Origin of the sequence: Williamsia sp. CHRR-6, from assembly GCF_018474015.1 — a bacterium.
GTDB lineage: Bacteria > Actinomycetota > Actinomycetes > Mycobacteriales > Mycobacteriaceae > Williamsia_A.
The window spans coordinates 112006-132958 of the sequence record NZ_JAHCSG010000004.1; the positions used below are offsets into that span (position 1 = coordinate 112006).

The 20953-nt window shown below is 66.6% G+C and carries 20 protein-coding genes; 9 read left to right on the forward strand and 11 right to left on the reverse strand.

What is annotated here, in order from left to right; genetic code table 11:
• On the reverse strand, positions 1-1317 hold the full coding sequence (locus tag KIK15_RS12080; RefSeq protein ID WP_214244800.1) for a DUF222 domain-containing protein: 1317 nt from the start codon (positions 1315-1317) through the stop codon (positions 1-3).
• A gap of 81 nt (positions 1318-1398) precedes the next feature.
• On the opposite strand from KIK15_RS12080, the gene KIK15_RS12085 reads away from it, so the two are divergent.
• Positions 1399-3369: a M13-type metalloendopeptidase gene (locus KIK15_RS12085; protein WP_307851865.1), complete on the forward strand. Its 1971-nt coding sequence runs from the start codon at positions 1399-1401 to the stop codon at positions 3367-3369.
• Positions 3370-3593: 224 nt separating this feature from the next.
• Entirely contained in the window at positions 3594-3863 is a 270-nt protein-coding gene (locus KIK15_RS12090) for a hypothetical protein (RefSeq protein ID WP_214244802.1), read from the forward strand.
• Here KIK15_RS12090 and KIK15_RS12095 read toward each other — a convergent pair.
• The gene (locus tag KIK15_RS12095) at positions 3860-4735 is read right to left on the reverse strand and encodes a L,D-transpeptidase (protein ID WP_214244804.1); all 876 of its coding nucleotides are present in this window, start codon (positions 4733-4735) and stop codon (positions 3860-3862) included. The two genes, KIK15_RS12090 and KIK15_RS12095, sit on opposite strands and share 4 nt — an antisense overlap.
• A gap of 389 nt (positions 4736-5124) precedes the next feature.
• Between KIK15_RS12095 and KIK15_RS12100 the strand changes: the two genes are divergently transcribed.
• Positions 5125-5784, forward strand: a complete 660-nt coding sequence (locus KIK15_RS12100; protein WP_214245284.1) for a GAF and ANTAR domain-containing protein — start codon at positions 5125-5127, stop codon at positions 5782-5784.
• A 68-nt stretch (positions 5785-5852) separates the two neighbouring features.
• Here the strand turns inward: KIK15_RS12100 and KIK15_RS12105 are convergent, their stop codons facing one another.
• Complete coding sequence (locus KIK15_RS12105) at positions 5853-7349, reverse strand: NAD(P)/FAD-dependent oxidoreductase (RefSeq protein ID WP_214244806.1); 1497 nt, start codon at positions 7347-7349, stop codon at positions 5853-5855.
• Between the two features lie 55 nt (positions 7350-7404).
• Positions 7405-7821 (reverse strand): hypothetical protein, encoded by a 417-nt coding sequence (locus KIK15_RS12110; protein WP_214244808.1) that lies wholly within the window; start codon positions 7819-7821, stop codon positions 7405-7407.
• Positions 7822-7953: 132 nt separating this feature from the next.
• On the opposite strand from KIK15_RS12110, the gene KIK15_RS12115 reads away from it, so the two are divergent.
• A complete protein-coding gene (locus KIK15_RS12115; RefSeq protein WP_214244810.1) occupies positions 7954-8580 on the forward strand; it encodes a hypothetical protein in 627 nt (208 codons plus the stop codon).
• An 83-nt stretch (positions 8581-8663) separates the two neighbouring features.
• Here KIK15_RS12115 and KIK15_RS12120 read toward each other — a convergent pair whose 3' ends face one another.
• A complete protein-coding gene (locus KIK15_RS12120) occupies positions 8664-10841 on the reverse strand; it encodes a 3-hydroxyacyl-CoA dehydrogenase NAD-binding domain-containing protein (RefSeq protein ID WP_214244812.1) in 2178 nt (725 codons plus the stop codon).
• A gap of 36 nt (positions 10842-10877) precedes the next feature.
• Positions 10878-12086: an acetyl-CoA C-acetyltransferase gene (locus KIK15_RS12125; RefSeq protein ID WP_214244814.1), complete on the reverse strand. Its 1209-nt coding sequence runs from the start codon at positions 12084-12086 to the stop codon at positions 10878-10880.
• A 131-nt stretch (positions 12087-12217) separates the two neighbouring features.
• Here KIK15_RS12125 and KIK15_RS12130 point away from each other — a divergent pair, with 131 nt between their 5' ends.
• The 3 genes from KIK15_RS12130 (at position 12218) to KIK15_RS12140 (ending at position 15091) form a co-directional block, all read left to right on the forward strand.
• A complete protein-coding gene (locus tag KIK15_RS12130) occupies positions 12218-13438 on the forward strand; it encodes a TetR/AcrR family transcriptional regulator (protein ID WP_214244816.1) in 1221 nt (406 codons plus the stop codon).
• Positions 13439-13538: 100 nt separating this feature from the next.
• Positions 13539-14513, forward strand: a complete 975-nt coding sequence (locus tag KIK15_RS12135) for an adenylate/guanylate cyclase domain-containing protein (RefSeq protein ID WP_307851866.1) — start codon at positions 13539-13541, stop codon at positions 14511-14513.
• A gap of 11 nt (positions 14514-14524) precedes the next feature.
• Positions 14525-15091: a dihydrofolate reductase family protein gene (locus KIK15_RS12140; RefSeq protein ID WP_214244818.1), complete on the forward strand. Its 567-nt coding sequence runs from the start codon at positions 14525-14527 to the stop codon at positions 15089-15091.
• Between the two features lie 81 nt (positions 15092-15172).
• Here the strand turns inward: KIK15_RS12140 and KIK15_RS12145 are convergent, their stop codons facing one another.
• From KIK15_RS12145 to KIK15_RS12160, 4 genes are read right to left on the reverse strand one after another with little or no spacing between them, the layout of a single operon-like run.
• On the reverse strand, positions 15173-16258 hold the full coding sequence (locus KIK15_RS12145; RefSeq protein WP_214244820.1) for a sulfate/molybdate ABC transporter ATP-binding protein: 1086 nt from the start codon (positions 16256-16258) through the stop codon (positions 15173-15175).
• Positions 16255-17070 (reverse strand): ABC transporter permease, encoded by an 816-nt coding sequence (locus KIK15_RS12150; protein WP_307851867.1) that lies wholly within the window; start codon positions 17068-17070, stop codon positions 16255-16257. Before KIK15_RS12150 ends, KIK15_RS12145 begins: the two co-directional genes overlap by 4 nt.
• A 3-nt stretch (positions 17071-17073) precedes the next feature.
• Positions 17074-17841 carry a molybdate ABC transporter substrate-binding protein gene (modA, locus tag KIK15_RS12155; protein ID WP_214244821.1) on the reverse strand — a complete coding sequence of 256 codons (768 nt, stop codon included), beginning with the start codon at positions 17839-17841 and terminating at the stop codon, positions 17074-17076.
• Positions 17842-17861: 20 nt separating this feature from the next.
• A complete protein-coding gene (locus KIK15_RS12160) occupies positions 17862-18263 on the reverse strand; it encodes a molybdopterin-binding protein (protein ID WP_214244823.1) in 402 nt (133 codons plus the stop codon).
• Between the two features lie 99 nt (positions 18264-18362).
• On the opposite strand from KIK15_RS12160, the gene surE reads away from it, so the two are divergent.
• Positions 18363-19169, forward strand: a complete 807-nt coding sequence (surE, locus tag KIK15_RS12165; protein ID WP_214244825.1) for a 5'/3'-nucleotidase SurE — start codon at positions 18363-18365, stop codon at positions 19167-19169.
• Here the strand turns inward: surE and KIK15_RS12170 are convergent.
• Positions 19134-19856 (reverse strand): 1-acyl-sn-glycerol-3-phosphate acyltransferase, encoded by a 723-nt coding sequence (locus KIK15_RS12170; RefSeq protein ID WP_214244827.1) that lies wholly within the window; start codon positions 19854-19856, stop codon positions 19134-19136. The two genes, surE and KIK15_RS12170, sit on opposite strands and share 36 nt — an antisense overlap.
• A gap of 106 nt (positions 19857-19962) precedes the next feature.
• Here KIK15_RS12170 and KIK15_RS12175 point away from each other — a divergent pair, with 106 nt between their 5' ends.
• Positions 19963-20922, forward strand: coding sequence for an isopenicillin N synthase family oxygenase (locus KIK15_RS12175; RefSeq protein ID WP_214244829.1), 960 nt, complete (start codon positions 19963-19965; stop codon positions 20920-20922).
• Positions 20923-20953: the final 31 nt, after the last annotated feature.

Consider the following 20953-nt stretch of genomic DNA (forward strand, 5'->3'; position numbering starts at 1 on the left):
TCACGCAGCCAGCAGTTCCATCAGCCGCAGCTCGACGCGGCTGGTCTTGTGATCCTCGAATCCCGGCAGTGGCGGCGCCGTGGACATGTGGGTGGCCCCGGTCGGGGTGCTCACCACTGCGGTGTGCCGCCCACCCGGCGGGTCGTGAGTGGTCACGTTCCAGCCTGGATTCTGTTTGGCACGGTTGTGGGTTGCGCACATGCCCAGGCCGTTGTGAGCCGACGTCGGGCCACCACGTGAATGTGGTTGCGCATGATCGTATTCGACGATCGGGGCATCACAGTACGGCAGCCGACACAGCCCCTGATCGCGCGCGTCCAGCACCCGCTGCAGACCGGACGGGAACAGCCGGGCCCGCGATTCCATCGCCACCACTGCGCCGGCCGGTGAGGCGAACACGCGCCGCATCTCCACCCGGGCGTGGGCATCGAGAGCTGATGCCATCAGGCTGCGCGCGGTGTCGGCCGGGATGGGACCGTAGCCGTCGACCTGCGCGGCCGCATCGGAGTCGCGAGCCAACACCGCGGCGGGCACGGTGACGTTCACCGCGATCGGTGTCGCCGTTGCCGTCTGCTGACCGGTGCACCGCTGCACCAGGGTGTCGGCCATGATCTGCGCGCGAGTCCGTTCGTCAGCACCCACCGTGGCATCGGCATGTGCCTTCAGCGCGGCGAACACCGAGATCCCCTGCGCCAGCGGCAACAACGCGCTCAACCGCACCATCGCATCGGGCGCCGGGCGGGTGGACACGTAGCGATCCTTGGGGGCTGAGGCATTGCGCGCCACCACCGCATGCGGATCGAGCTCGTAGGCAAGCCGTTTGACCCACGCATCCAATTCGGCATCACCGACGCCGTCCAGGCTGTCGGCGTCCCCGCACACCCGGCGATCGATCTCGATCCGATCCGCCTTGGTCAGGTAGCCGGTCTCACGCACCAGGATGGTCGCCCGCCACTCCGAGAGGACGCCGGATGTCAACGCCGCCAATGTGAACGGCATCTCGGAGGTCAACGCCCTAGCGAAGCCGAGGTGCCGCGCGCCCTGGCCTGCCGACACCCGGCGCGCCAACGCGACCTCGGCCGCCAACCCGCGGCCCCGACGAGACGCAGGGACCCCCGCGTGAGCCTCGGTGTCGGTCCGCAGCTGATCCCATCGCATCGTCACCCGCGCCTGCGCGGCCGCGCACGCTGACTTCAACGCCTCGAGTCTGGTGACCAGATCGGCGGCCTCGACCTCGGTGTCGGGCAGTTCCCAACCGGTGATCTGAGCGCACAACTCACCCACCGCAGAGGCGGGTAGAGCTGTCGCCGATGTCATGCCTGAAGGCTATCGGGGGGGTATGACATTCATGATCGCCGCAGTTCAGCCAAGCGAGAGCAGATGGTGTAAGAACAAGTCGTGAGCATTACAAACGACCGAGACTCCGGGCTGGAACTGCACTGGGTCGACCCCGACATCAGACCTCAGGACGACTTTTACGGGCACGTCAACGGCACCTGGCTACGTGAGACGACCATCGCGGCCGACGAGTTCATGGCGAGCCCGGGTGTGGTCAGCGAGAAACGCAAAGAAGGGCAGCTCGCCGCCATCCTCGACGATGCTGCCAGTGATCCGGCAGCGCAGGGTGATCGGCGTCGCATCGCCGACCTCTACACGTCGTACACCGATGTCGAACGGGTGAACGCGCTCGGTCTCGAACCGTTACGCACGGTGGTCGAGCGGATTCAAGCCACCACCGATCGCACCGAATTGTGCTCAGTGCTGGGCGATCTCACTCGCACGCTCAACACACCAACCGGGCCGCTGATCTGGTTGAACCAGGACGAGCGCGACTCCAGTCGCTATCTGGTGCACCTGCTGCAGTCGGGTCTGTCGCTGCCCGACGAGTCGTACTACCGCACCGATACCCACGCCGACCTACGGCACGCTTTCGCCGCACACGTCTGCGCCTCGCTCGCCCTGCTGGAGCTACCTGACGCCGACACCGCCGGCGCACGCGTCCTGGCTGTGGAGTCCGCGATCGCGGCCCACCACTGGGAGCCGGCCCGAACCCGCGATCTGGACCAGACCTACAACCTGCTCAACTGGGCCGAACTGCGTTCCATCGCAGGTGGATTCGACATCGGCGCCTGGATTGCCGGCCTGCAGGCCCCGGCCGGGGCGTTCGACGAGGTGGTCGTCAACGAGCCGAGCGCACTGGCGGGCTTGGGCAAGGTCTTCACCCAGACTGCACTGGCCGATCTACAGACCTGGGCCATCTGGCATGCCTTCCACTCCGCGGCGAGCTGGCTGGGCGATGACATCGCCGACCACGATTTCACGATGAATCGCTTGGTGTACGGAACGCAGCAACGTGCACCGCTGCCGCGGCGAGCCTGCTCGGCGGTGACCAGGCTGCTCGGTGACGCCCTGGGCCGCCTGTACGTGCAGCGACACTTCCCGCCACACTCCAAAGATCGCATCGACACGCTGGTTGCCAACCTGATGGCGGCGTATCGCTGCAGCATTGCAGCCGCCGACTGGCTCACCGAATCGACTCGGGTACAGGCATTGTCGAAGCTCGCCGCATTCCGGCCGCAGGTCGGATACCCGCAGAAGTGGATGGACTACAGCGGGTTGCAGCTCGACCCGAACGATCTGTTCGGCAACGTGCAACGCTGCCGCGCCTTCGAGATGCATCGGCAACTGAGCAAGGTCGGGCAAAGCGTCGATCGTGACATCTGGATCATGCCCGCGCACGAAGCTAACGCCTACTACGAGCCCGGAATGAACGAAATCGTTTTTCCAGCAGGCTTTCTCCAGTTTCCCATGTTCGATGCCGACGCCGACGACGCCCTCAACTACGGCGCCATCGGTGCGGTGATCGGCCACGAGATCGGCCACGGCTTCGACGATCAGGGCGCCAAGTTCGACGGCGACGGCAACCTACGCAACTGGTGGACCGACGCCGACCGCGCCGCCTTCGCAGCCAAGACCGCAGTCCTCATCGAGCAGTTCGACACCTTCACCCCACGCGATCTCGACGAGGGAACGGTGAACGGAGCGCAGACCGTCGGCGAGAACATCGCCGACCTCGGTGGGCTGTCGATTGCATTGAAGGCGTACGCGATTGCCACCGAGGAGACCGGCGCACCGGTGATCGACGGGCTGACCGGTGCCCAACGCGTGTTCTACTCCTGGGCGCAGAACTGGCGGATGAAACTCCATCCCGAAACCACACAGATGGTTTTGGCGATGGACGTTCACTCGCCAGCCGAATTCCGTGTCAACGGCATCGTGCCCCACATCCCGGAGTTCTACGCCGAGTTCGACGTACAACCCGGTGACGCCATGTATCTGCCGCCGGACAAGCGCGTGCGCCTGTGGTGACGGCGCAATAGACCGGTGAGCAAAACCAGCATCTGGCGGAATCGAGACTTCGTCTGGATCTCGGTGCCTCATGGCCGTGCCATCACATCAGTTGTGCTCGCTTGGACAACCACCTTCGTTGGGCGCAGCATCCAAGCTCTGCGCCGAATACGTACGGACCTGGGTAGTGTCGAACGCACCGCGACCGCGGCACCGACGCCGCGCGCACAGGCCAAGGAGTGAGAATGAGCATCGGCAGCAAGGCAGTGACTGCACTCGGAGCAACTCTGGCCGTGCTGGGGCCGGCACATTTCGTAGTGCCCGACGCATTCGAATCGATCACTGCGCCAGCGTTTCCCGACGACACAGCCACCTGGATCCAGCGCAACGGCGCCATCGAGACCGCCCTCGGCGTGACGCTACTGGTGAAGAAGACCCGAACGCTGGGCGTGATCGGGCTGGTCGCCTACGGCGCACACCTCGGGTATCACGCGGCCACCGCGCAACAGAACTAGCGACCGCTGAAGTCGGTCAACCCGTCGGCCGGGCCGATCTGGCCGCCGACGGTGTTGACGACGATCACCGGGGCACCCCTCGGCGCGTTCTCGAAGAACCATTTGCCGTCGGCGACACTGACGTTCAGGCAACCATGGCTGGTGTTGGACCGGCCCTGCTGGGCCACCGACCACGGGGCGGCATGTACGAAGATGCCGCCGTTGGAGATGCGGGTGGCGTACTCGACGTACGTGCGATACCCGCCGGGCGAGTCGACCGGAACCCCGTAGGTGGAGCTGTCCATGTACATGTCCCGGAACCGCTCACCCACGGTGTAGGTGCCGTTGGGCGTCGGATGCGCGTTGCTGCCCATCGACGTCGGCATCGTGCGGATCACCTTGCCGTTGAGCGTCACCGTGATGGTGTGGGTGTTGTCGTCAGAGGTGGCCACCCATGCGTCGCCGATGGAGAAGCTCGACTTGGCCTTGCCCGCCTCCACGGTCACCTTCGTCTTCGCCGGCCACAGACCCTTGGTCGGGCGCCAGCGCACCTCATCGTTCGCCGTCCAGTAAAAACGCCCCGCCACCGCAGGCACCGTGGTCACCCGCAGGGCGCGCAGGGCCGTGGCCCGGTCGTCGACGGGCGCGTCGAAGGACACGATGATCGGCTGCGCCACCCCGACGGTTTCGCCGTTGGACGGGTTGAACGACGGCGTGGAGAAGTTAGCCCGACCCAGCTGCGGCAGCGGCTTGGGACCACCCGGCAGATGGAATCCGGGGATGTCGGGGCCACCTGGGAACAGCGGGTCGGCGGCGGCCGACGGAGCCAGCGACAGCACCGCCGTCAGACCGACCACAGCCGTGGTCAGGGCCACCGTAGGAATCCGCTTCATCTCGACACATCACCTCAGGTCGGGGAACGCCCGGCATAGCCTCCGAGCCGATGTGGATCACAGTGTGTAGGGGTCACACATCGAAAGTCACACCCAATTTACGTGACCATTGCCGCAAATCTCCAATCTCTCTGGCGGCCACCCACCCTCAGCGAGCTAAAATCGCCTGCACCGGCGACGCAGCCGCCCGCTGTCCAGCGGCTGCGCACCGCGCGGGAGAGGTGGACGTAGACATGGATCAGTTACGCAGAGAAGTAGAGGACAAGATCGCCGAGCGAGACGTCGTCGCAGCTGCTCACGGAACGCCGAGCGACCGATGCGGTGCCGACCTGCTCGCACAGCCCGAGCGTGGAGCGGAGGTCACGGCGATGGCAGGACTGCCCACCCAGATGGCGGAGATCGCCCGCCGGCTCCGGTCGGAGAGCAAAGACACAGACTCCGTGTTGCGAGCGATCAGCAGAGCGGCCGTAGACGCCATCCCGGGAGCCGAGTTCGCAAGCATCACGCTGGTGACCAAACAGGCCCAGGTGGAGAGCCCCATCCTCATCGGCGACTTGGCGCGCGAGTCCGACCGACTTCAGGCCGAGCTACGCGAAGGACCCTGCATTCGCGCCGCCATCGACTCCGACACCATCTGCATCGACGATGTCTCGGTTCCCGATCCGCGGTGGCCCCGTTACTCGGCGGAGGCCACCAAGCTGGGGATCGGCTCGATTCTGTGTTTCTGCCTGTGGGTGGAGGGCGACAACTTCGGTGCGCTCAACCTGATCAGCACCAAGACCGACGCGTTCGACGACGACTCACGCTCGATCGGCTCGTTGTTCGCCGCCCACGCGGCCATCGCGTTCTCGGCGGTTCGTGAGACCGAGCAGATCCGTGCCGCCCTGACCAACCGCGACATCATCGGGCAGGCCAAAGGCATGCTGATGGAACGCTATTCGCTGTCCGCAGACGAGGCGTTCCGGCTGTTGGCGCGGCTCTCCCAGGACACCAACACCAAGTTGGTCGACGTGGCCCTGCAGGTGGTGGAGGCCGGCCCCGGCGAATAGCAGTACCCGGGCGCAGGGCCTTCCCGTGCGGCTCGATCGGGACCGAATGTTGTTGTCCCGCACATCATTCAGCCGCTGAACTGATAGTTCTCGATCGGGAACCGGCGGCTGGTCCACATCGTCTCCAACGTGGACGACGCGCGGAACGGGACGTCTCCGTGGGCGTCGAAGTAGTAGCTGTTGGCCCCACCGCACCCACCGGCGAAGAACACCTGGTTCTTGCGCCGCGACAGCATCGACTCCAGATACTCGGCATTGGCGCGCTCGGTCACCTCGGCACGGGTCGCCTTGGCGGACCGGGCGTGTCGCAGCACCCGCAGGATGTGGTTGACCTGGGTCTCGATGAGGTTGAAATACGACGAGCCGTTGTACCCGTAGGGACCCAGGATGGTGAAGAAGTTGGGGAATCCAGGCACGCTGACACCCTGAAAAGCCTGGAACCGGTTGGCTTCCCAGAACTCCTCCAGCTCCACTCCGCCACGACCCGCAACCGGGAACGGCGGCATGTTGCCACGCTCGAACACCTTGAAGCCGGTCGCCAGGATCAGCACGTCTGCGCCATGTTCGGTCCCGTCGGCGGTACGCACACCCGTCGGGGTGATCGCCTCGATCGCGGTGGTCTCCAGGGTGACGTTGTCGCGGTTGAAGGTGGCCAGGTACGTGTTGGAGAAGCTCGGCCGCTTGCAGCCCAACGCGTATCGCGGCGTCAACTTCTCCCGGACCTGCGGATCGCGCACCTGGGTGCCCAGATGGCGCAACCCCAGCTTGGCTCCCACCCCGGCGATCGGCACCACCCCGTTGTAGTGCGCAGGCAGCGGGAAATGCAGCTCCACGAAGGACTGGCTGACCGTCCGCACGGCCCGCTTGAGACCGGGGATGCGTTCGAGCACCAGGCGAGCGGCGGTGGGGATGGCCGCGTCGGGTTTGGGTAGACACCAGATGGGCGTGCGTTGGAAGACCGTCAGATGCGACACATCCGGCGCGATGGCGGGGATGACCTGCACCGCTGAGGCACCGGTACCGATGATGGCCACCCGCTTACCGGTGAGGGCGACCGAATGGTCCCAGCGGGCGGTGTGCATCACGGTGCCTGCGTAGTCGTCGAGGCCGGGGATGGCCGGGGGTTTGGGCTGGGTCAGCACACCCGTCGCCCCGATGACGTGGCGGGCGGTGATCGCATCACCCGCCGAGGTGGTGAGGTGCCAGATGTCGGTGCCCTCATCGAACACCGCATCGGTGATCCGGGTGTTCAGCCGCGTGTGCGCATCCACTCCGTAGCGCCGCACGCAGTGTTCGGCGTAGGCCTTGAGCTCGCGACCAGGCGCGTACACCCGCGACCAGTCACCGCGCTGCTCGAACGAGAACTGGTAGCTGAACGACGGGATGTCCACGCCCACACCGGGATAAGTGTTCCAGTGCCAGGCACCGCCCAGCCCGGCCCCGTCCTCGACCAGCAGGTAGTCGCTGAACCCGGCCCGGTCGAGCATGATGGCCGCACCGATCCCGGAGAATCCGCCGCCGACGATGACCACCTCGTGATCGGGAACCTCAACCTTTACATCCATGGATGTCAGTATTGCTCAGCGCGACTGCGCCGTCCAGCGTTTGCGCCGATCCGTCTCAGCGGCAGTACTGGATCAGCAGGCCGTACACCGCTTCGGCCTGCTGCGACCCCACCTTCACCCGGTCACCGAGCGCATTCGACACGGTCAGCGCATCTTTTCCCGACCGAACATCGAGGCAGGACTGGTCGAAGACGGTCGCGATCGCCGCATCGCTGCGACCACCCACCAGGTCGGGGAACTGCGCCTTGAACGCCGTCACAAACGCGGCCACGTTCTGCGCCGACGGTGGCGGCAGGACCTGTGTCGCCGTGGCTGCGGGTGCCTGCGCGGTTGCTGCGCTCGTGGTCTCGGTGGCCGGTGCGACCGATGACGAGGCCGACGCGCCGGAATCACCCGAATCCGAGCATCCCGACGACGTGAGGGCGATTCCCGCGCAGACGAACACGGCCACTGCGAAGCTGCGCGATCTCATAATCGCAGCGTACGGCAACGATGGTCGACCAATTCGCTCGTATTGGTAACAAAGCGTTGGCCCGGTGCGACATCGAGAGCGACGCGGAACTGATAGGTACCACGCTCCGAATTACTCTGATAGGAGACTCCCGTGCGATCACGGATCACCCTCGCGCTGCGAACCGTCCTGCTGGCCACCCTCCTCGCGGCCGGTCTCACCACCGCGGCCTGCTCATCTGATTCCGGCCGCACCACCACCCCGAGCACCGCGACCTCCACCGTGACGGTCACCGCGTCGCAGGCTGCGCCCCCGGCCACGACCAGCCCAACCGAACCACCACCGTCAGCGGCGCCCACATCGCGTGAGGTCGATCGCACCAGCGCAGATTTCGCGCGACCCGGATCCACTGAGGGTGCATTCGACTTCCGCTCGCCGAGCGGTGCGATCTTCTGCACCTCCACGCCCCAGGTGATGGTCTGCGGCACACCGGGGATCCGGATCCCGAACATCCCGGCCGATCAGCTGTGCGGGATCTATCCCGAAGAAGCAAGCGGCGCCAGCCGATTCGGCTTTCTGTCGCCGTCCAAGCCGGCCTGCGCCACCATGATCCAGGGCTCCATCCGGCGCGATTCCCCCGTGCTGGGGTATGGCCAGCGCGTGTCATTCGCGTTGGGCAACAACACCGTTCGCTGCTCGATGAGCATCGATGGGGTGCGCTGCCAACGGTCCGACGGGCCGAGCATGTTCGTCTCCAAGACCCGCTTCGCACGCGGCTGACACCTCACCCACTGCCACCAACGCGATCGGCCCGGTTCCTTGTGAAGGAACCGGGCCGATCGGTCTCAGCTACTCAGGGCCGCTCAGTACTTCTCGCCCTTGGCGGCCTTGTCGACCAGCGAAGCCGGCGGCTCGAAGTGCGAACCGTACTTGCTAGCCAGATCGCGCGCGCGATCGACGAAGCCCTGCAGACCACCGGGGTACTGGTTGATGTACTGCACCACACCACCGGTCCAGGCCGGGAAGCCGATACCGAAGATGGAGCCGATGTTGGCATCAGGGATCGAGGTGATGACACCCTCGTCGAAGCACTTCACCGTCTCCAACGACTCGGCGAACAGCATCCGGTCGATCAGATCCTGGAACGGCACCTCGGTGCTGCCGGACTTGAAGTGCTCGCGCAGACCCGACCACAGGTGGGTGCGCTTGCCGTCCTCGCCGTACTCGTAGAAGCCCTTGCCTGCGGCCTTGCCGTCGCGACCCTGCTCCAGCAGCCAGTCGACCACCGCATACGAGCCGTGGCTGGGCGGGGTGCCACCCTCGGCGATGATGCCTGCCTCGGTCTCCTTACGGATCTTCTGCATCAGGCCCAGCTTCAGCTCATCGGAGAGCTGCAGCGGTGCCGCCGGGTATCCGGCCTGCTGGCCTGCCTGCTCGACGATCTGCGGCTCCACACCCTCACCCACGGCGGCGATGGCCTCGTTGATGAAGGTGCCGATGACGCGCGAGGTGAAGAAGCCACGGCTGTCGTTGACGACGATCGGGGTCTTCTTGATCTGCAGGGTGTAGTCGATGACCTTGGCCAGCACCGCATCAGAGGTCTTGGCACCCTTGATGATCTCCACCAGCGGCATCTTGTCGACCGGGGAGAAGAAGTGGATGCCGATGAAGTCCTCGGACCGCTTCACACCCTCGGCGAGGATGGTGATGGGCAGCGTGGAGGTGTTGGAGCCCAGGATGGCGTCGGGTTCGACGATGTCCTCGATCTCCTGAAACACCTTGTGCTTGACCTCGACCGACTCGAAGGCGGCCTCGATCACCAGGTCGACCCCGGCGAAGTCGGCGGCCTTGTCGGTCGGGTGGATGCGGGCGAGCAGCTCCTCAGACTTCTCCTTGGTGGTCTTGCCGCGCTTGAGTGCTTTCTCCTCCAGCGCAACCGAGTAGCCCTTGCCCTTTTCGGCGGCTTCCAGCGAGATGTCCTTGATGACCACGTCGATGCCGGCCTTGGCCGAGACATACGCGATGGCCGCGCCCATCATGCCCGCGCCGATGATGCCGACCTTCTTGGCGGTGTACTTGTCGTATCCCGCCGGCCGCGAGCCACCGGCGTTGATGTGCTGCAGGTCGAAGAAGAACGCCTTGATCATGTTCTGCGACACCTGACCGGTGAGCAGCCCCACGAAGTAACGGGTCTCGATCTCGGCGGCGGTGTCGATGTCGACGATGGCGCCCTCGACCGCGGCCGCCATGATGGCACGCGGGGCGGGCATCGGGGCACCCTTGAGTTGCCGACGCAGGATGCCCGACATGGCCGGGAGCACTTGGGCCAGTGCAGGACTCGACGGTGAACCGCCGGGGATCTTGAATCCCTTGACATCCCACGGCTGTGCGGCCTCAGGGTTGGCCGCGATCCACTTCTTGGCAGCCGGGATCAGTTCCTCCACACTGCCGACGACCTCGTTGATCAGCCCGTTGTCCTTGGCCTGTGCGGGCCGGAAACGTGGGCCCTGCAACAGCACGTTCATCAACGCGTTCTGCAGGCCCAGCATGCGTACGGTGCGGATGACACCGCCACCGGCAGGCAGCAGACCCAGCGTCACCTCGGGCAGACCGATGACGTTGCCCTTCACGTCGGCGGCGATGCGGTAGTGGGTGGCCAGCGCCAACTCCAGGCCGCCACCGAGGGCGGCACCGTTGATGGCCGCGACCACCGGCTTGCCCAGGGTCTCCAGGCGGCGGAACTGCTTCTTGAAACCGTTGGTGCGGTGCGTGATCTCGGTGGCGATCTCGGCCTTGGACTTGCCGCCGTCACCCATGCTGGTCATGTCTTTGAGGTCGCCACCGGCGAAGAAGGTCTTCTTCGCCGAGGTGAGGATGACACCGGTGATGTCGTCCTTCTCGGCCTCGAGCCGGTCCACGGTGGCCACCAGCGAGGTGTTGAACAGCTCGTTCATGGTGTTGGCGCCCTGGTTGGGGTCATCCATGGTCAGCACGACGACGCCGTCGGCGTCCTTCTCCCAGGCGAACATGTTGTCACTCATTGCTTTTGCAGATTCCTTTACGAGTTCGGTTGGCGCTCAGACGCGTTCGATGATGGTCGCGACGCCCATGCCGCCGCCGATACACAGGGTGACCAGGCCGTAGCGGCCGCCGGTGCGCTCGAGCTCGTCGAGGCAGGTGCCCAGGATCATGGCGCCGGTGGCACCCAGCGGGTGGCCCATCGCGATGGCGCCACCGTTGACGTTCACCTTCTCGTGCGGGATCTTCAGGTCTTTCATCCACTTCATCACCACCGAGGCGAAGGCCTCGTTCAGCTCGAAGACGTCGATGTCATCGACGGTCAGGCCGGCCTTCTTCAACGCCAGCTCGGTGGCCGGGGTGGGGCCGGTGAGCATGATGGTGGGCTCGCTGCCGGTCTGGGCGGTGGCCACGACGCGCGCACGCGGCGTGAGGCCCGCACGCTTACCCGCCTCGGCACTACCGACCAGCACCAGCGCGGCGCCGTCGACGATGCCCGAGCTGTTGCCACCGGTGTGCACGTGGTTGATGGTCTCCACGGCGTGGTACTTCTGCTTGGCCACCTCGTCGAAACCAGCCATCGCAGCCATGCCCTCGAAGGCGGGCTTGAGCTTGCCCAACGACTCCACCGAGGTGCCGGGGCGACGGTGCTCGTCGTGGTCGAGCACCACGACACCGTTGAAGTCACGAACGGGGACAACGGACTTGGCGAAGTAGCCGGCCGACCACGCTGCCTCGGCGCGGTTCTGCGACTCCACGGCGTAGCCGTCGACGTCCTCACGGCTGAAGCCTTCCAGGGTGGCGATCAGGTCGGCGCCGATGCCCTGGGGCACGATGTGCAGGTCGTAGGCGGTGGTGGGGTCCTGGAACAGGGCGCCGCCGTCGGAACCCATGGGTACGCGTGACATCGACTCCACACCACCGGCGATCACCAGGTTGTCGAAGCCTGAGGCGACCTTCTGGGCCGCGAGGTTGGAGGCCTCCAGGCCCGAGGCGCAGAAGCGGTTGATCTGGGTGCCGGGCACCGACTCGGGCAGCCCAGCGACCAACGCGGCGGTGCGGGAGATGACCGCGCCCTGCTCGCCGACCGGGGAGACGACACCGAGCACCACATCGTCGATGTCGGCGGGGTCCATGTCAGGGAAGCGGCCACGCAGCTCGCTGATGAGGCCGGCGACCAGGTCCACGGGCTTGATGCTGTGCAGCGATCCGTTGCGCTGCTTGCCACGAGGCGTACGGATCGCCTCGTAGATGAATGCGTCACTCATGGTGAATGTTCCTTTCACATGAACATCGGTGTTCCTATCGGGGATAGGCTAACGCTGCGTCACTTGTTTGGCCATACCCCCTCATCAAGACCTTCTCCAGGCTCACCACTCTGCGCTAGGGTCGGTTCACCATGTCCGCTCACGACGACGCCCGCGCATCCGGTCCAGACACCCCGGCCCGGCGTCCCGCCGACCGCAAGCGCCAGCTCACCGACGGTGCTGCTGCCCTGTTCCTGGAGCGTGGCTACACGGCGGTGTCGGTGGCTGACATCGCCCGCGCCGCCGGCGTCACCGCGCCGTCGGTGTACCGCCACTTCACCGACAAGCAAGCTCTGTTGGCCGCCGCCGTCCTCGCCGGGGTGGAGGACCTCGAGTCGTGCACCGACCGCGCGATCGCGGCGGCCGCCGAACTGCCCGAGCCCGACGCCCGCCGGGAGACGCTCATCGAGTCGGCGTGCGCGATGGCGGTCCGCCGTCCCGACGCAGTGGTCCTGTGGCGCTGGAACGGAGCGTTTCTGTCCGACGAGCAGAACGCCGAGGTGGCCCGACGCACCACGACCATCCTCGATCGGTGGGCGCAGGCGCTGCGAGATGGGCGGGCACAGCTCGACCATCGCAGCGCCCGACGACTGGCCCTGGCCATGCTGAGCATCACCGGCAGCCTCACCGTGCACAAGACGCGCATCTCGACCACCCGTGCCCTCACCCGTCTCAACGACCTGGTGCACCGGCTCATCGCGCTGGACCCGGCGTGCGCCCCGCCGCTGACCGCACCGGTCCTCACCTCGCCCGAACCGCTGACCCGTCGCGACGAGATACTCGACGCCGCCTCGATCCTGTTCGAGCGCAAAGGTTTCGCCGACGTCGGCGTCGACGAGATCGGTGAAGCGGTGGGCATCAGCGGACCCAGCCTGTATCGACACTTCTCCAGCAAGACCGCCATCCTGCTCAGCATCGGCGCCCGCAGCGCAGCCCGTCTGGAGGCCGGGGCGATGGCCGCGCACGCGGTGTCGGGGTCAGCCGGTGAGCTCTTGAGCAACCTGGTCGACTCCTATGTGGGCGCGTTGACCAGCACCCCGGACCTGTCGGTGGCGTTCACCAGCGCCAGTGCGACCGCGATGCGACAGGACGAGGCACGTGATCTGCTCACCGCGCAGCGCCAATACGTGGGACGCTGGTCGGCGTTGGTCTCGCAACTCGACCCGACCCTGCCGCAACCGGAGGCGGCGGTGACGGTGCACGCCGCACTGTCCATCGCCAACGACGCGGTACGGATGCGGGGTGCGCGGGAGCGACCCGAACTGCCGGCGTTGCTGGCGTATCTGATGAAGGGTGTCCTGGGTTGTGAGTGATGACGGGCCTGTGGGTGATGACGGGTCTGTGTTTGATGGCGATTCGGTGGGTGATGACGGGCCTGTGGGTGATGACAGGTCTGTGTGTGATGTCGATTCCGTGGGAGATGACGGGCCTGCGGGAGATGACGATCTGACGAGTTTCGAACAGATCTTCTTGGGCGGACCACCGGCGTTCACCCGCGAGCAAGCCATCTCCGAACTCGACATCGACCCCGACTACGCCGACGAGATCTGGCGCGCTTTCGGATTCGCCCACGATCCCAGTGACACCGCCATCTTCACCGAGGACGACCTGGCCGCGATGGGCCTCATCCGTGCCGCCTACGAGGACAGCTCCTCCGACGCGGCGGTCGGTGCGGCGCGCACCGTGGGACAGGCGATGGCTCGGCTGGCCGAATGGCAGGCTTACCGTCTCACCGATCTCGACGGCGATCCAGCGGTCGCCGCCGGGCTCGCCGAGCTCGCGGTGGCCATGGAGCGGGTGCACACCCTGGTGTGGCGTCGACACCTGGTCGCAGCGCTGCGCAACGTCCGACAGCAGAAGTCGACCGAATCCGACACCACCACAACCACTGTCGGCTTCTGCGACATCGTCGGATACACCAGCCTGTCGCGGCGGATCGGCAATCAGGAGCTGACCGAGTTGCTGGACACCTTCGAGTCGAAGACCACCGCCATCATCACCGAACACGGTGGGGTGGTGGTGAAAACCCTCGGCGACGCGGTGATGTTCACCGTGCCGCAACCCAATTCCGCGGCGGCCATCGCACTGGAGGTGCACGCGATCAGCGAGACCGCGCCGTCGATACCTCCGTTGCGCGTGGGTTTGGCCTACGGCGAGGTGTTGAGCCGCTACGGCGACGTGTTCGGTGAGCCGGTGAACATCGCGGCACGCCTGACGGGTTCAGCTCGACCGGGCACCTCGCTGTGCGATGCCGCCCTGGCCGATGCGATCGACGACGACCGGTTCTACGTCAAGTCGATCGGCACGCTGAACGTGCGCGGCTACCGCCATCTCAAGGCCCGCGTCATCGAACCGAACCGCGGCCGCGTCAGCGAGCCGACCGACTGAGAGGACTCTCCATGCGTCAACTGATCGTCACCGCCTTCGTCTCACTCGACGGCGTCATGGAGGCCCCCGGCGGCGAGCCCGGATACCGCAACTCCGGCTGGACGTTCGAGGGAATCGAGTTCGATCCCGCCGCCTATGAGATCAAGGGGCGCGAACAGCAGGAGGCGGGCGCGCTGCTGTTCGGCCGCAACTCCTACGAGGCGTTCGCGCCGGTGTGGCCCACCATGGCCGAGTTCGAGCACATGAACACCCTCCCCCGGTATGTGGTGTCGACGACGCTGCAGACCGACGACGACCGGTGGCCGGCCACGATTCTGCGGTCGATCGACGAGGTGGCTGATCTGAAGCACACCGGTGATGGACCGATCCTGGTCCAAGGCAGTGCCACTCTCGGCGCCGCGCTGGCCGACGCCGGCCTGGTGGACCGCTATCACCTGCTGGTGTTCCCGGTGTTGTTGGGTGCAGGCAAGCGGCTGTTCAGCACCGCCGACAAGGACACCACGCATCTGCGCCTGGTCGAATACGAGACCTACGGCAACGGGATCTGCAAACAGATCTATGACGTGGTGCACACGTGAACCGTCCCCGTTGCGCAGAAACTGCCCCCTGACCGGCCACCGAGGGCAGATTCCCCTCGAGCACCGCTGTCCGGGCCGTTTTCAGCAGGACGACCGCGACGGGTAGATCGACACCTCGGTCGCCTTGATCGCCAGATGCACGGTGTCGCCCACACCAAGGCGCAGCTCCCGCAACGCATCCCAGGTGAGCTCGGCCGAGATCGCGGTCTGGCCGCACTGCACCACCACCGTGCCCCGATCGCCGGTGGGATCGACCGCGCTCACCTCGCCGGTGAACACGTTGCGTGGACTGCCCTGGGGGGCAACCGGATACACGGCCACCGATCGTGGCGCGAAGGTGGCAGCGGCCGATTCACCGTCGCGCAGCGATGCGGCACCGATACCCACCACGCTCAGGTCGACACCGCGCAGCCACCCCGATTCGGAGCCGGCACCGGCCACCCACCGCCCCGCGATCAGGTTCACCCCGGCCAGCGAGGCGGCGAACTCGGTCACCGGGTTGACCACCACATCACGCACCGGGCCGTGATCGACCACCCGGCCCGCGTCGAGGACCAGGGCTTCATCGGCCAGGGTCAGCGCGTCGACGATGTCGTGGGTGACGATCACCGTGACGCGTCGACGGTCGGCGAGCACCCGAGCGACCAGGCTGCGCAGCCGGGCGGCCACGTCCACGTCGAGGGCGGCGAACGGTTCGTCGAGGAGCAACACACTCGGATCTGCGGCCATCGCGCGGGCGATGGCCACCCGCTGAGCCTGCCCACCGGAGAGCTGCCCGGGTCGACGGTCGGCGAGCTCGGTGGCATCCACCGCAGCCAGCCACCGGGCCACCGTCTCGCGCACCTGCGCGCGCGGTCGCCTGGCCGCCGACGGTGCGAACGCGATGTTCTGCGCCACCGTCAGATGCGGGAACAGCCGCGCCTGCTGGGACAACAGGGCGATGGATCGACGATGCGGCGCAACAAACGTCGATTCGTCGACCAATGTCCGGTCGCCGACGGCGAGGTGGGCTCCATCCACCCTCAGCAGCCCGGCGATGAAGTGCAGCAGCGTCGATTTGCCCGCCCCGTTGCGGCCCAGCACCGCCAGGGTGCGCCCGGCACCCACCGTCACCTCGACATCCAGCGGCGGCACCTGCGAGTGCACCCGCGCATGCAGCGCGTTCACAGCACCGCCGATCGGTCCGGACGCCGCAGGTGCACGCCGATCACCACCACCAGCGCGATGGCCACCAACACGAACGCCAACGGCAGCGCCTGCTGCGGGTCAGAGATCTCGTCGACGTAGATCTTCAGCGGGGCGGTCTGGGTGATCCCCGGCGCGTTGCCGGCGAAGGTGATGGTGGCACCGAACTCACCGAGTGCGCGAGCAAACGCCAACACCACCCCCGAGAGCATCGCCGGGAACACCAGCGGCAGCGTGACCCGCCACAGGGTGCGGGTGGGTGAGGCACCCAGGGTGGCCGCCACCTGTTCGTAGGATGCACCCGAGACCCGCAGCGCCCCTTCGACACTGATCACCAGGAACGGCAACGCCACGAACGTCTGCGCCAACACCACCGCGGTGGTGGAGAACGCGATGTCGACACCCCACGCGGTGAGGTGTTCGCCGATCAACCCGCGCCGCCCGAAGGCGTACAGCAGCGCCACACCACCAACCACCGGCGGTAACACCAACGGCAACAACACGATTGCCCGCACCACCCGCAGCACCGCCGAGTCGGTGCGCGCGAACACCGCCGCCATCGGCACCCCGATGAGCACACAGAGCACCGTGCTGGCGCTGGCGGTACGCACACTCAAACCCAGAGCTTGCAGCGAGGCCTCGGAGGTGATCTGGCCCCAGAAGTCCTGCCACGGAAGCCGTTGCGCCAGGGCGATGGGCGGGATGGCGATCAGCAGTAACCCGAGCAGCGCGGGCAGGTACAGCCAGCGCGGGACCGGCTGCAACCCAATCCTGGTGCCGGCTGAACGGGTCACGCTCTACTTCGGTCCGAAGCCGAGACTTGTCAGCGTCTGCTGGCCAGAGGTTCCGGTGACCGCGGCCACGAACTCCTTGGCCCGATCGGTGTTCTTCGAGTTCGCGAGCACCGCGATCGGGTAGCGGTTGACCACGGCCGCCAGCGCCGGGTCGTTCACCACGCCGATCGTGGCCCCGGCGGTCTTGGCGTCGGAGACATAGACCAGACCGGCATCGGCCTGACCCGAGGTCACCTTCGTCACCACCCCGGTCACCGAGGTCTCCTCGCTGGCCGGCCTTATGTCCACGCCTGCGTTCTTCTCCACCTGCGCCGCTGCGCTGCCACACGGCACCGCGACCGCGCACAGCACGGTGATCACCCCCGGCCTGGCCAGGTCGGCCACCGAGGTGATCTTCTTCGGGTTGCCGGGCGCAGTGATGATGGTCAACACGTTGGATGCGAAGAACTTCGGCTTGACGGCCGTGGCCCCCAGCTTGGTCATCGTCTTCTCGTCGGCGGTCGCGATCACGTCGGCGGTGGCGCCCTGTTGGATCTGGGTGACCAGCGCCGAGGAGCCGTCGAAGGTGAGCTTCACGGTGACCCCCGGATGCGACTTCTCGTACGAGGTGGCGATGGTGGTGAACCCGGCTTTCAGCGAGGCGGCCGCGAATACGGTCACAGTGGTCGACTTCGGAGTGTCATCTGAGGAGCACCCGGCCGCCAGGGTGGCCGCGCAGGCGATGGCCACCGCCAGCGATCCGGTGCGACGGGTGATCGAATGCTGGGTCATGGCGCCACTTTCGTTGAGGGTCAAGGGATCGGGCGTTCGACGATGACGGTGGTCGCCTTGACCACGGCCGTGGCCACCACACCCACCGCGAGATCGAGTTCGGTCACCGCGTCGGTGCTCATCAGGGAGGTGACCACGAACGGGCCGCACTGCATGGTGACCTGCGACATCACCGGATCCGATCGCACCGCGGTCACCAACCCGACGAACCGGTTACGGGCCGAACGCTCCACCTCGATGCCGTCGGGGGCGGGCTCGGGCGCCCGAGTGGTGGCAAGACGAGCCAGGTCGGCGCCGTCGATCACGGTGCGACCGGACTCGTCGGTGCGTGCGGTCACCTCACCTGAGGCGATCCAACGACGCACGGTGTCGTCGGAAACACCGAGCAGCTCGGCGGCCCGACGCACCCGGATGTCGGTCATCTCTGAACTCGGTCACGCGTATGCGGTTGCATACGTTGATGCTATCCGTATCTGCGGCATCGTCGGCGCCACGGGTGGTCGTCGCTATCCTCGGGGACCATGAGCGTGCGCATCCTGTTGACCAACGACGACGGCTGGGATGCCCCGGGAATCAGCGCGCTGCGCGCGGGTTTGCGGGCAGCCGGGCACGAGGTGACCACCGTCGCGCCGGCCGACAACCAGAGCGGTGCCGGCACGCGGGTGGCATCACAACGCGCACTGCGGGTCGAGCGCCCCGACGAGAAGTCGATCTGGGCGGTCCACGGGTCGCCGGCCGACTCGGTGATCTTCGGTCTGTCCCACGTCTTCGCCGACGGCCATCCCGACGTGGTGATCTCGGGGGCCAACAACGGTGCCAACGCCGGGCAGGGCGTGCACTTCTCGGGCACCGTGGGAGCTGCCCTGTGCGCCACCACGTTCGGCGTGCCCAGCATCGCGGTGTCGACCGACCTGCCGTGGGAACACACCCCCTCGGTCGACGACTTCGACACCACCACCCGGCTGATCAACGAGCTGCTCGACTGGGCTGCACCTCATCGGTTGGTGGCTGCAGGCACCCTGTTGAACATCAACGTGCCTGCACCCGAGCATCCCGAGCCACTGCGGCTCGCCGCCACCCACGGCGACCGAAACCTGTTGGGCGAGATCGCCTATCGCGAGGCCGGTGGCGTATTCGAGCTCACCTTCGGTGATCGCCCCGAACCACAGCACGGCAGTGATCTGCACGCCCTGCGGTCGGGCTGGGTAAGCCTGGCTGCGGTGGGTGTCACCCATCCGATCGACGAGACAGTGACCGAGCACCTGCGGCAGGTGGCCGCAGCCGACCTGCCGTCAGTGCGAGTGGGCGCGGTCGACGGTCGCCTGTAGTCGCTCCCGGATGATGTCGGTGATCTCCGGCACCGACAGGGTTGCCGCCACGGTGACCGGGTCGCCGAAGACCACCCGCGCCCGCTTGGCCGAATCACCCTGGTAGGCAACGGCGATCGGTATCAGCGCGGTCGGCCGCCGGGCCGCGATGCCGGCGGCTATCTGACCGGCCCCCGACGCCAGAGGTTGCAAGACGGTCGGGTCGCCGTCGTTGCGGGTGCCCTCGGGGAAGATCGCGATCGCGTCGCCGCCGGCCCCACGCTCGATGCACACCGCGAGCATCCGGCGATTGGCGGCAGCCGCGGTCTCGGGATCGGTGTCGCGGGCCCGAAAAACCGGGATACCGCCCATCATGTCGATGTTGGCGCGCTGCTTGGGGTTGGTGTACAGCCCGTGTTTGGCCAGCACCCGAATGCGTCCGATCAACGGCCGTAGCGGCGATCGCCACAGCGCCCCGGCGACGACGAACTGGTCTTTGTCGTTGATGTGGTTGACGCACAACACCAGTCGCACGCCCGAACGCGCCACCGCACGCAGGTGCGGGCGGGCGTCGTCGACGAACTCTACGCGCGGCCGGTAGGTGAGGCCGAGCGCGAAGTGCGCGAAACGCGCCTTGCGCCGTGGCTGTTGATGGGTGGCGTAGTGGTCGTAGACCTCGTCGGCCTGGGCCGGGTCGATCGCGATCACTGGGGGGTCACATTCACCCTCATCACTGTAGAGGTGCACAGGTGTACTCCTGGTCACGATGAGGACAACGGTGGGCACCAGACGGTGACCCACCTACGGTGGAACGATGCTGCCCGTAATCTCGCTGCGCGACCTGGACACCCCTGCCGCGCGGGCTCACCTGGAGCAGGTGTCGTCGACCGTCGGATTCTTCTATCTGGTGGACCACGGCGTCACCGGTGCGGTGCGCGACCGCATCACCGACGCCGCACGCGCCTTCTTCGCCTTGCCTCAAGCCGACAAGGACGCAGTCGCCATGATCAACAGTCCCCACTTCCGGGGATACAACCAGCTCGGCGGCGAGCTGACCAACGGGCAGGTCGACTGGCGGGAACAGATCGACATCGGCCCCGACCGGGACGCGATCGCCGACGCGACGGGCCCACTGCGGCTGCAGGGGCCCAACCAGTGGCCGGCGGCGCTACCGGAACTGCGGGCCGCGGTCACCGCATATGACGCCGAGCTGAGCCGCGTGTCCCGGGAGTTGTTGTCCCACTGGGCCCAAGCCCTCGGCGCGGCACCGGACTTCTTCGACGACGCGTTCGCGTTGCCCGCCACCTTGATCAAACTGATCCGATACCCGGCCCGAGCTGCCGACGACACCGCACGCGAGCGCGACCAAGGTGTTGGCGCACACAAGGATTCCGGGGTGCTGACCATCCTGCTGGTGCAGGAGGGGTCGAGCGGACTGCAGGTGCAGGCCGGTGACGGCAGCTGGATCGATGCACCACCACAACCAGATGCCTTCATCGTCAACATCGGCGAGATGTTGGAGGTGGCCACCGACGGGCGTCTGGTGGCCACCCGCCACCGAGTGATCACCCCGCCGGGATCGCCGGAGCGCCTGTCGATCCCATACTTCTTCGCCCCCGCACTGGATGCGGTGATGCCGCGAATCGCCGATCCGCAGGCTCCCGGGATCACCCAGGATCCGAACAATCCGCTGTTCGCCACCTACGGCGACAACACCTGGAAGAGCCGGACCCGCGCCCACCCCGACGTGTTTGCACGCTGGTACCGCGACTAGGCCCGCCGATCACAGCCCCTTCCATCAGTTG

What these genes read in the sequence shown, in the direction of transcription:
- KIK15_RS12100 (WP_214245284.1), top strand. Translation starts at nt 5,125, where the DNA reads ATGGCGGAGATCGCCCGCCGGCTCCGGTCGGAGAGCAAAGACACAGAC.
- modA (WP_214244821.1), bottom strand. Translation starts at nt 17,841, where the DNA reads ATGACCCAGCATTCGATCACCCGTCGCACCGGATCGCTGGCGGTGGCC.
- KIK15_RS12140 (WP_214244818.1), top strand. Translation starts at nt 14,525, where the DNA reads ATGCGTCAACTGATCGTCACCGCCTTCGTCTCACTCGACGGCGTCATG.
- KIK15_RS12110 (WP_214244808.1), bottom strand. Translation starts at nt 7,821, where the DNA reads ATGAGATCGCGCAGCTTCGCAGTGGCCGTGTTCGTCTGCGCGGGAATC.
- KIK15_RS12105 (WP_214244806.1), bottom strand. Translation starts at nt 7,349, where the DNA reads ATGGATGTAAAGGTTGAGGTTCCCGATCACGAGGTGGTCATCGTCGGC.
- KIK15_RS12175 (WP_214244829.1), top strand. Translation starts at nt 19,963, where the DNA reads ATGCTGCCCGTAATCTCGCTGCGCGACCTGGACACCCCTGCCGCGCGG.
- KIK15_RS12130 (WP_214244816.1), top strand. Translation starts at nt 12,218, where the DNA reads ATGTCCGCTCACGACGACGCCCGCGCATCCGGTCCAGACACCCCGGCC.
- surE (WP_214244825.1), top strand. Translation starts at nt 18,363, where the DNA reads ATGAGCGTGCGCATCCTGTTGACCAACGACGACGGCTGGGATGCCCCG.
- KIK15_RS12090 (WP_214244802.1), top strand. Translation starts at nt 3,594, where the DNA reads ATGAGCATCGGCAGCAAGGCAGTGACTGCACTCGGAGCAACTCTGGCC.
- KIK15_RS12125 (WP_214244814.1), bottom strand. Translation starts at nt 12,086, where the DNA reads ATGAGTGACGCATTCATCTACGAGGCGATCCGTACGCCTCGTGGCAAG.
- KIK15_RS12080 (WP_214244800.1), bottom strand. Translation starts at nt 1,317, where the DNA reads ATGACATCGGCGACAGCTCTACCCGCCTCTGCGGTGGGTGAGTTGTGC.
- KIK15_RS12095 (WP_214244804.1), bottom strand. Translation starts at nt 4,735, where the DNA reads ATGAAGCGGATTCCTACGGTGGCCCTGACCACGGCTGTGGTCGGTCTG.
- KIK15_RS12160 (WP_214244823.1), bottom strand. Translation starts at nt 18,263, where the DNA reads ATGACCGACATCCGGGTGCGTCGGGCCGCCGAGCTGCTCGGTGTTTCC.
- KIK15_RS12120 (WP_214244812.1), bottom strand. Translation starts at nt 10,841, where the DNA reads ATGAGTGACAACATGTTCGCCTGGGAGAAGGACGCCGACGGCGTCGTC.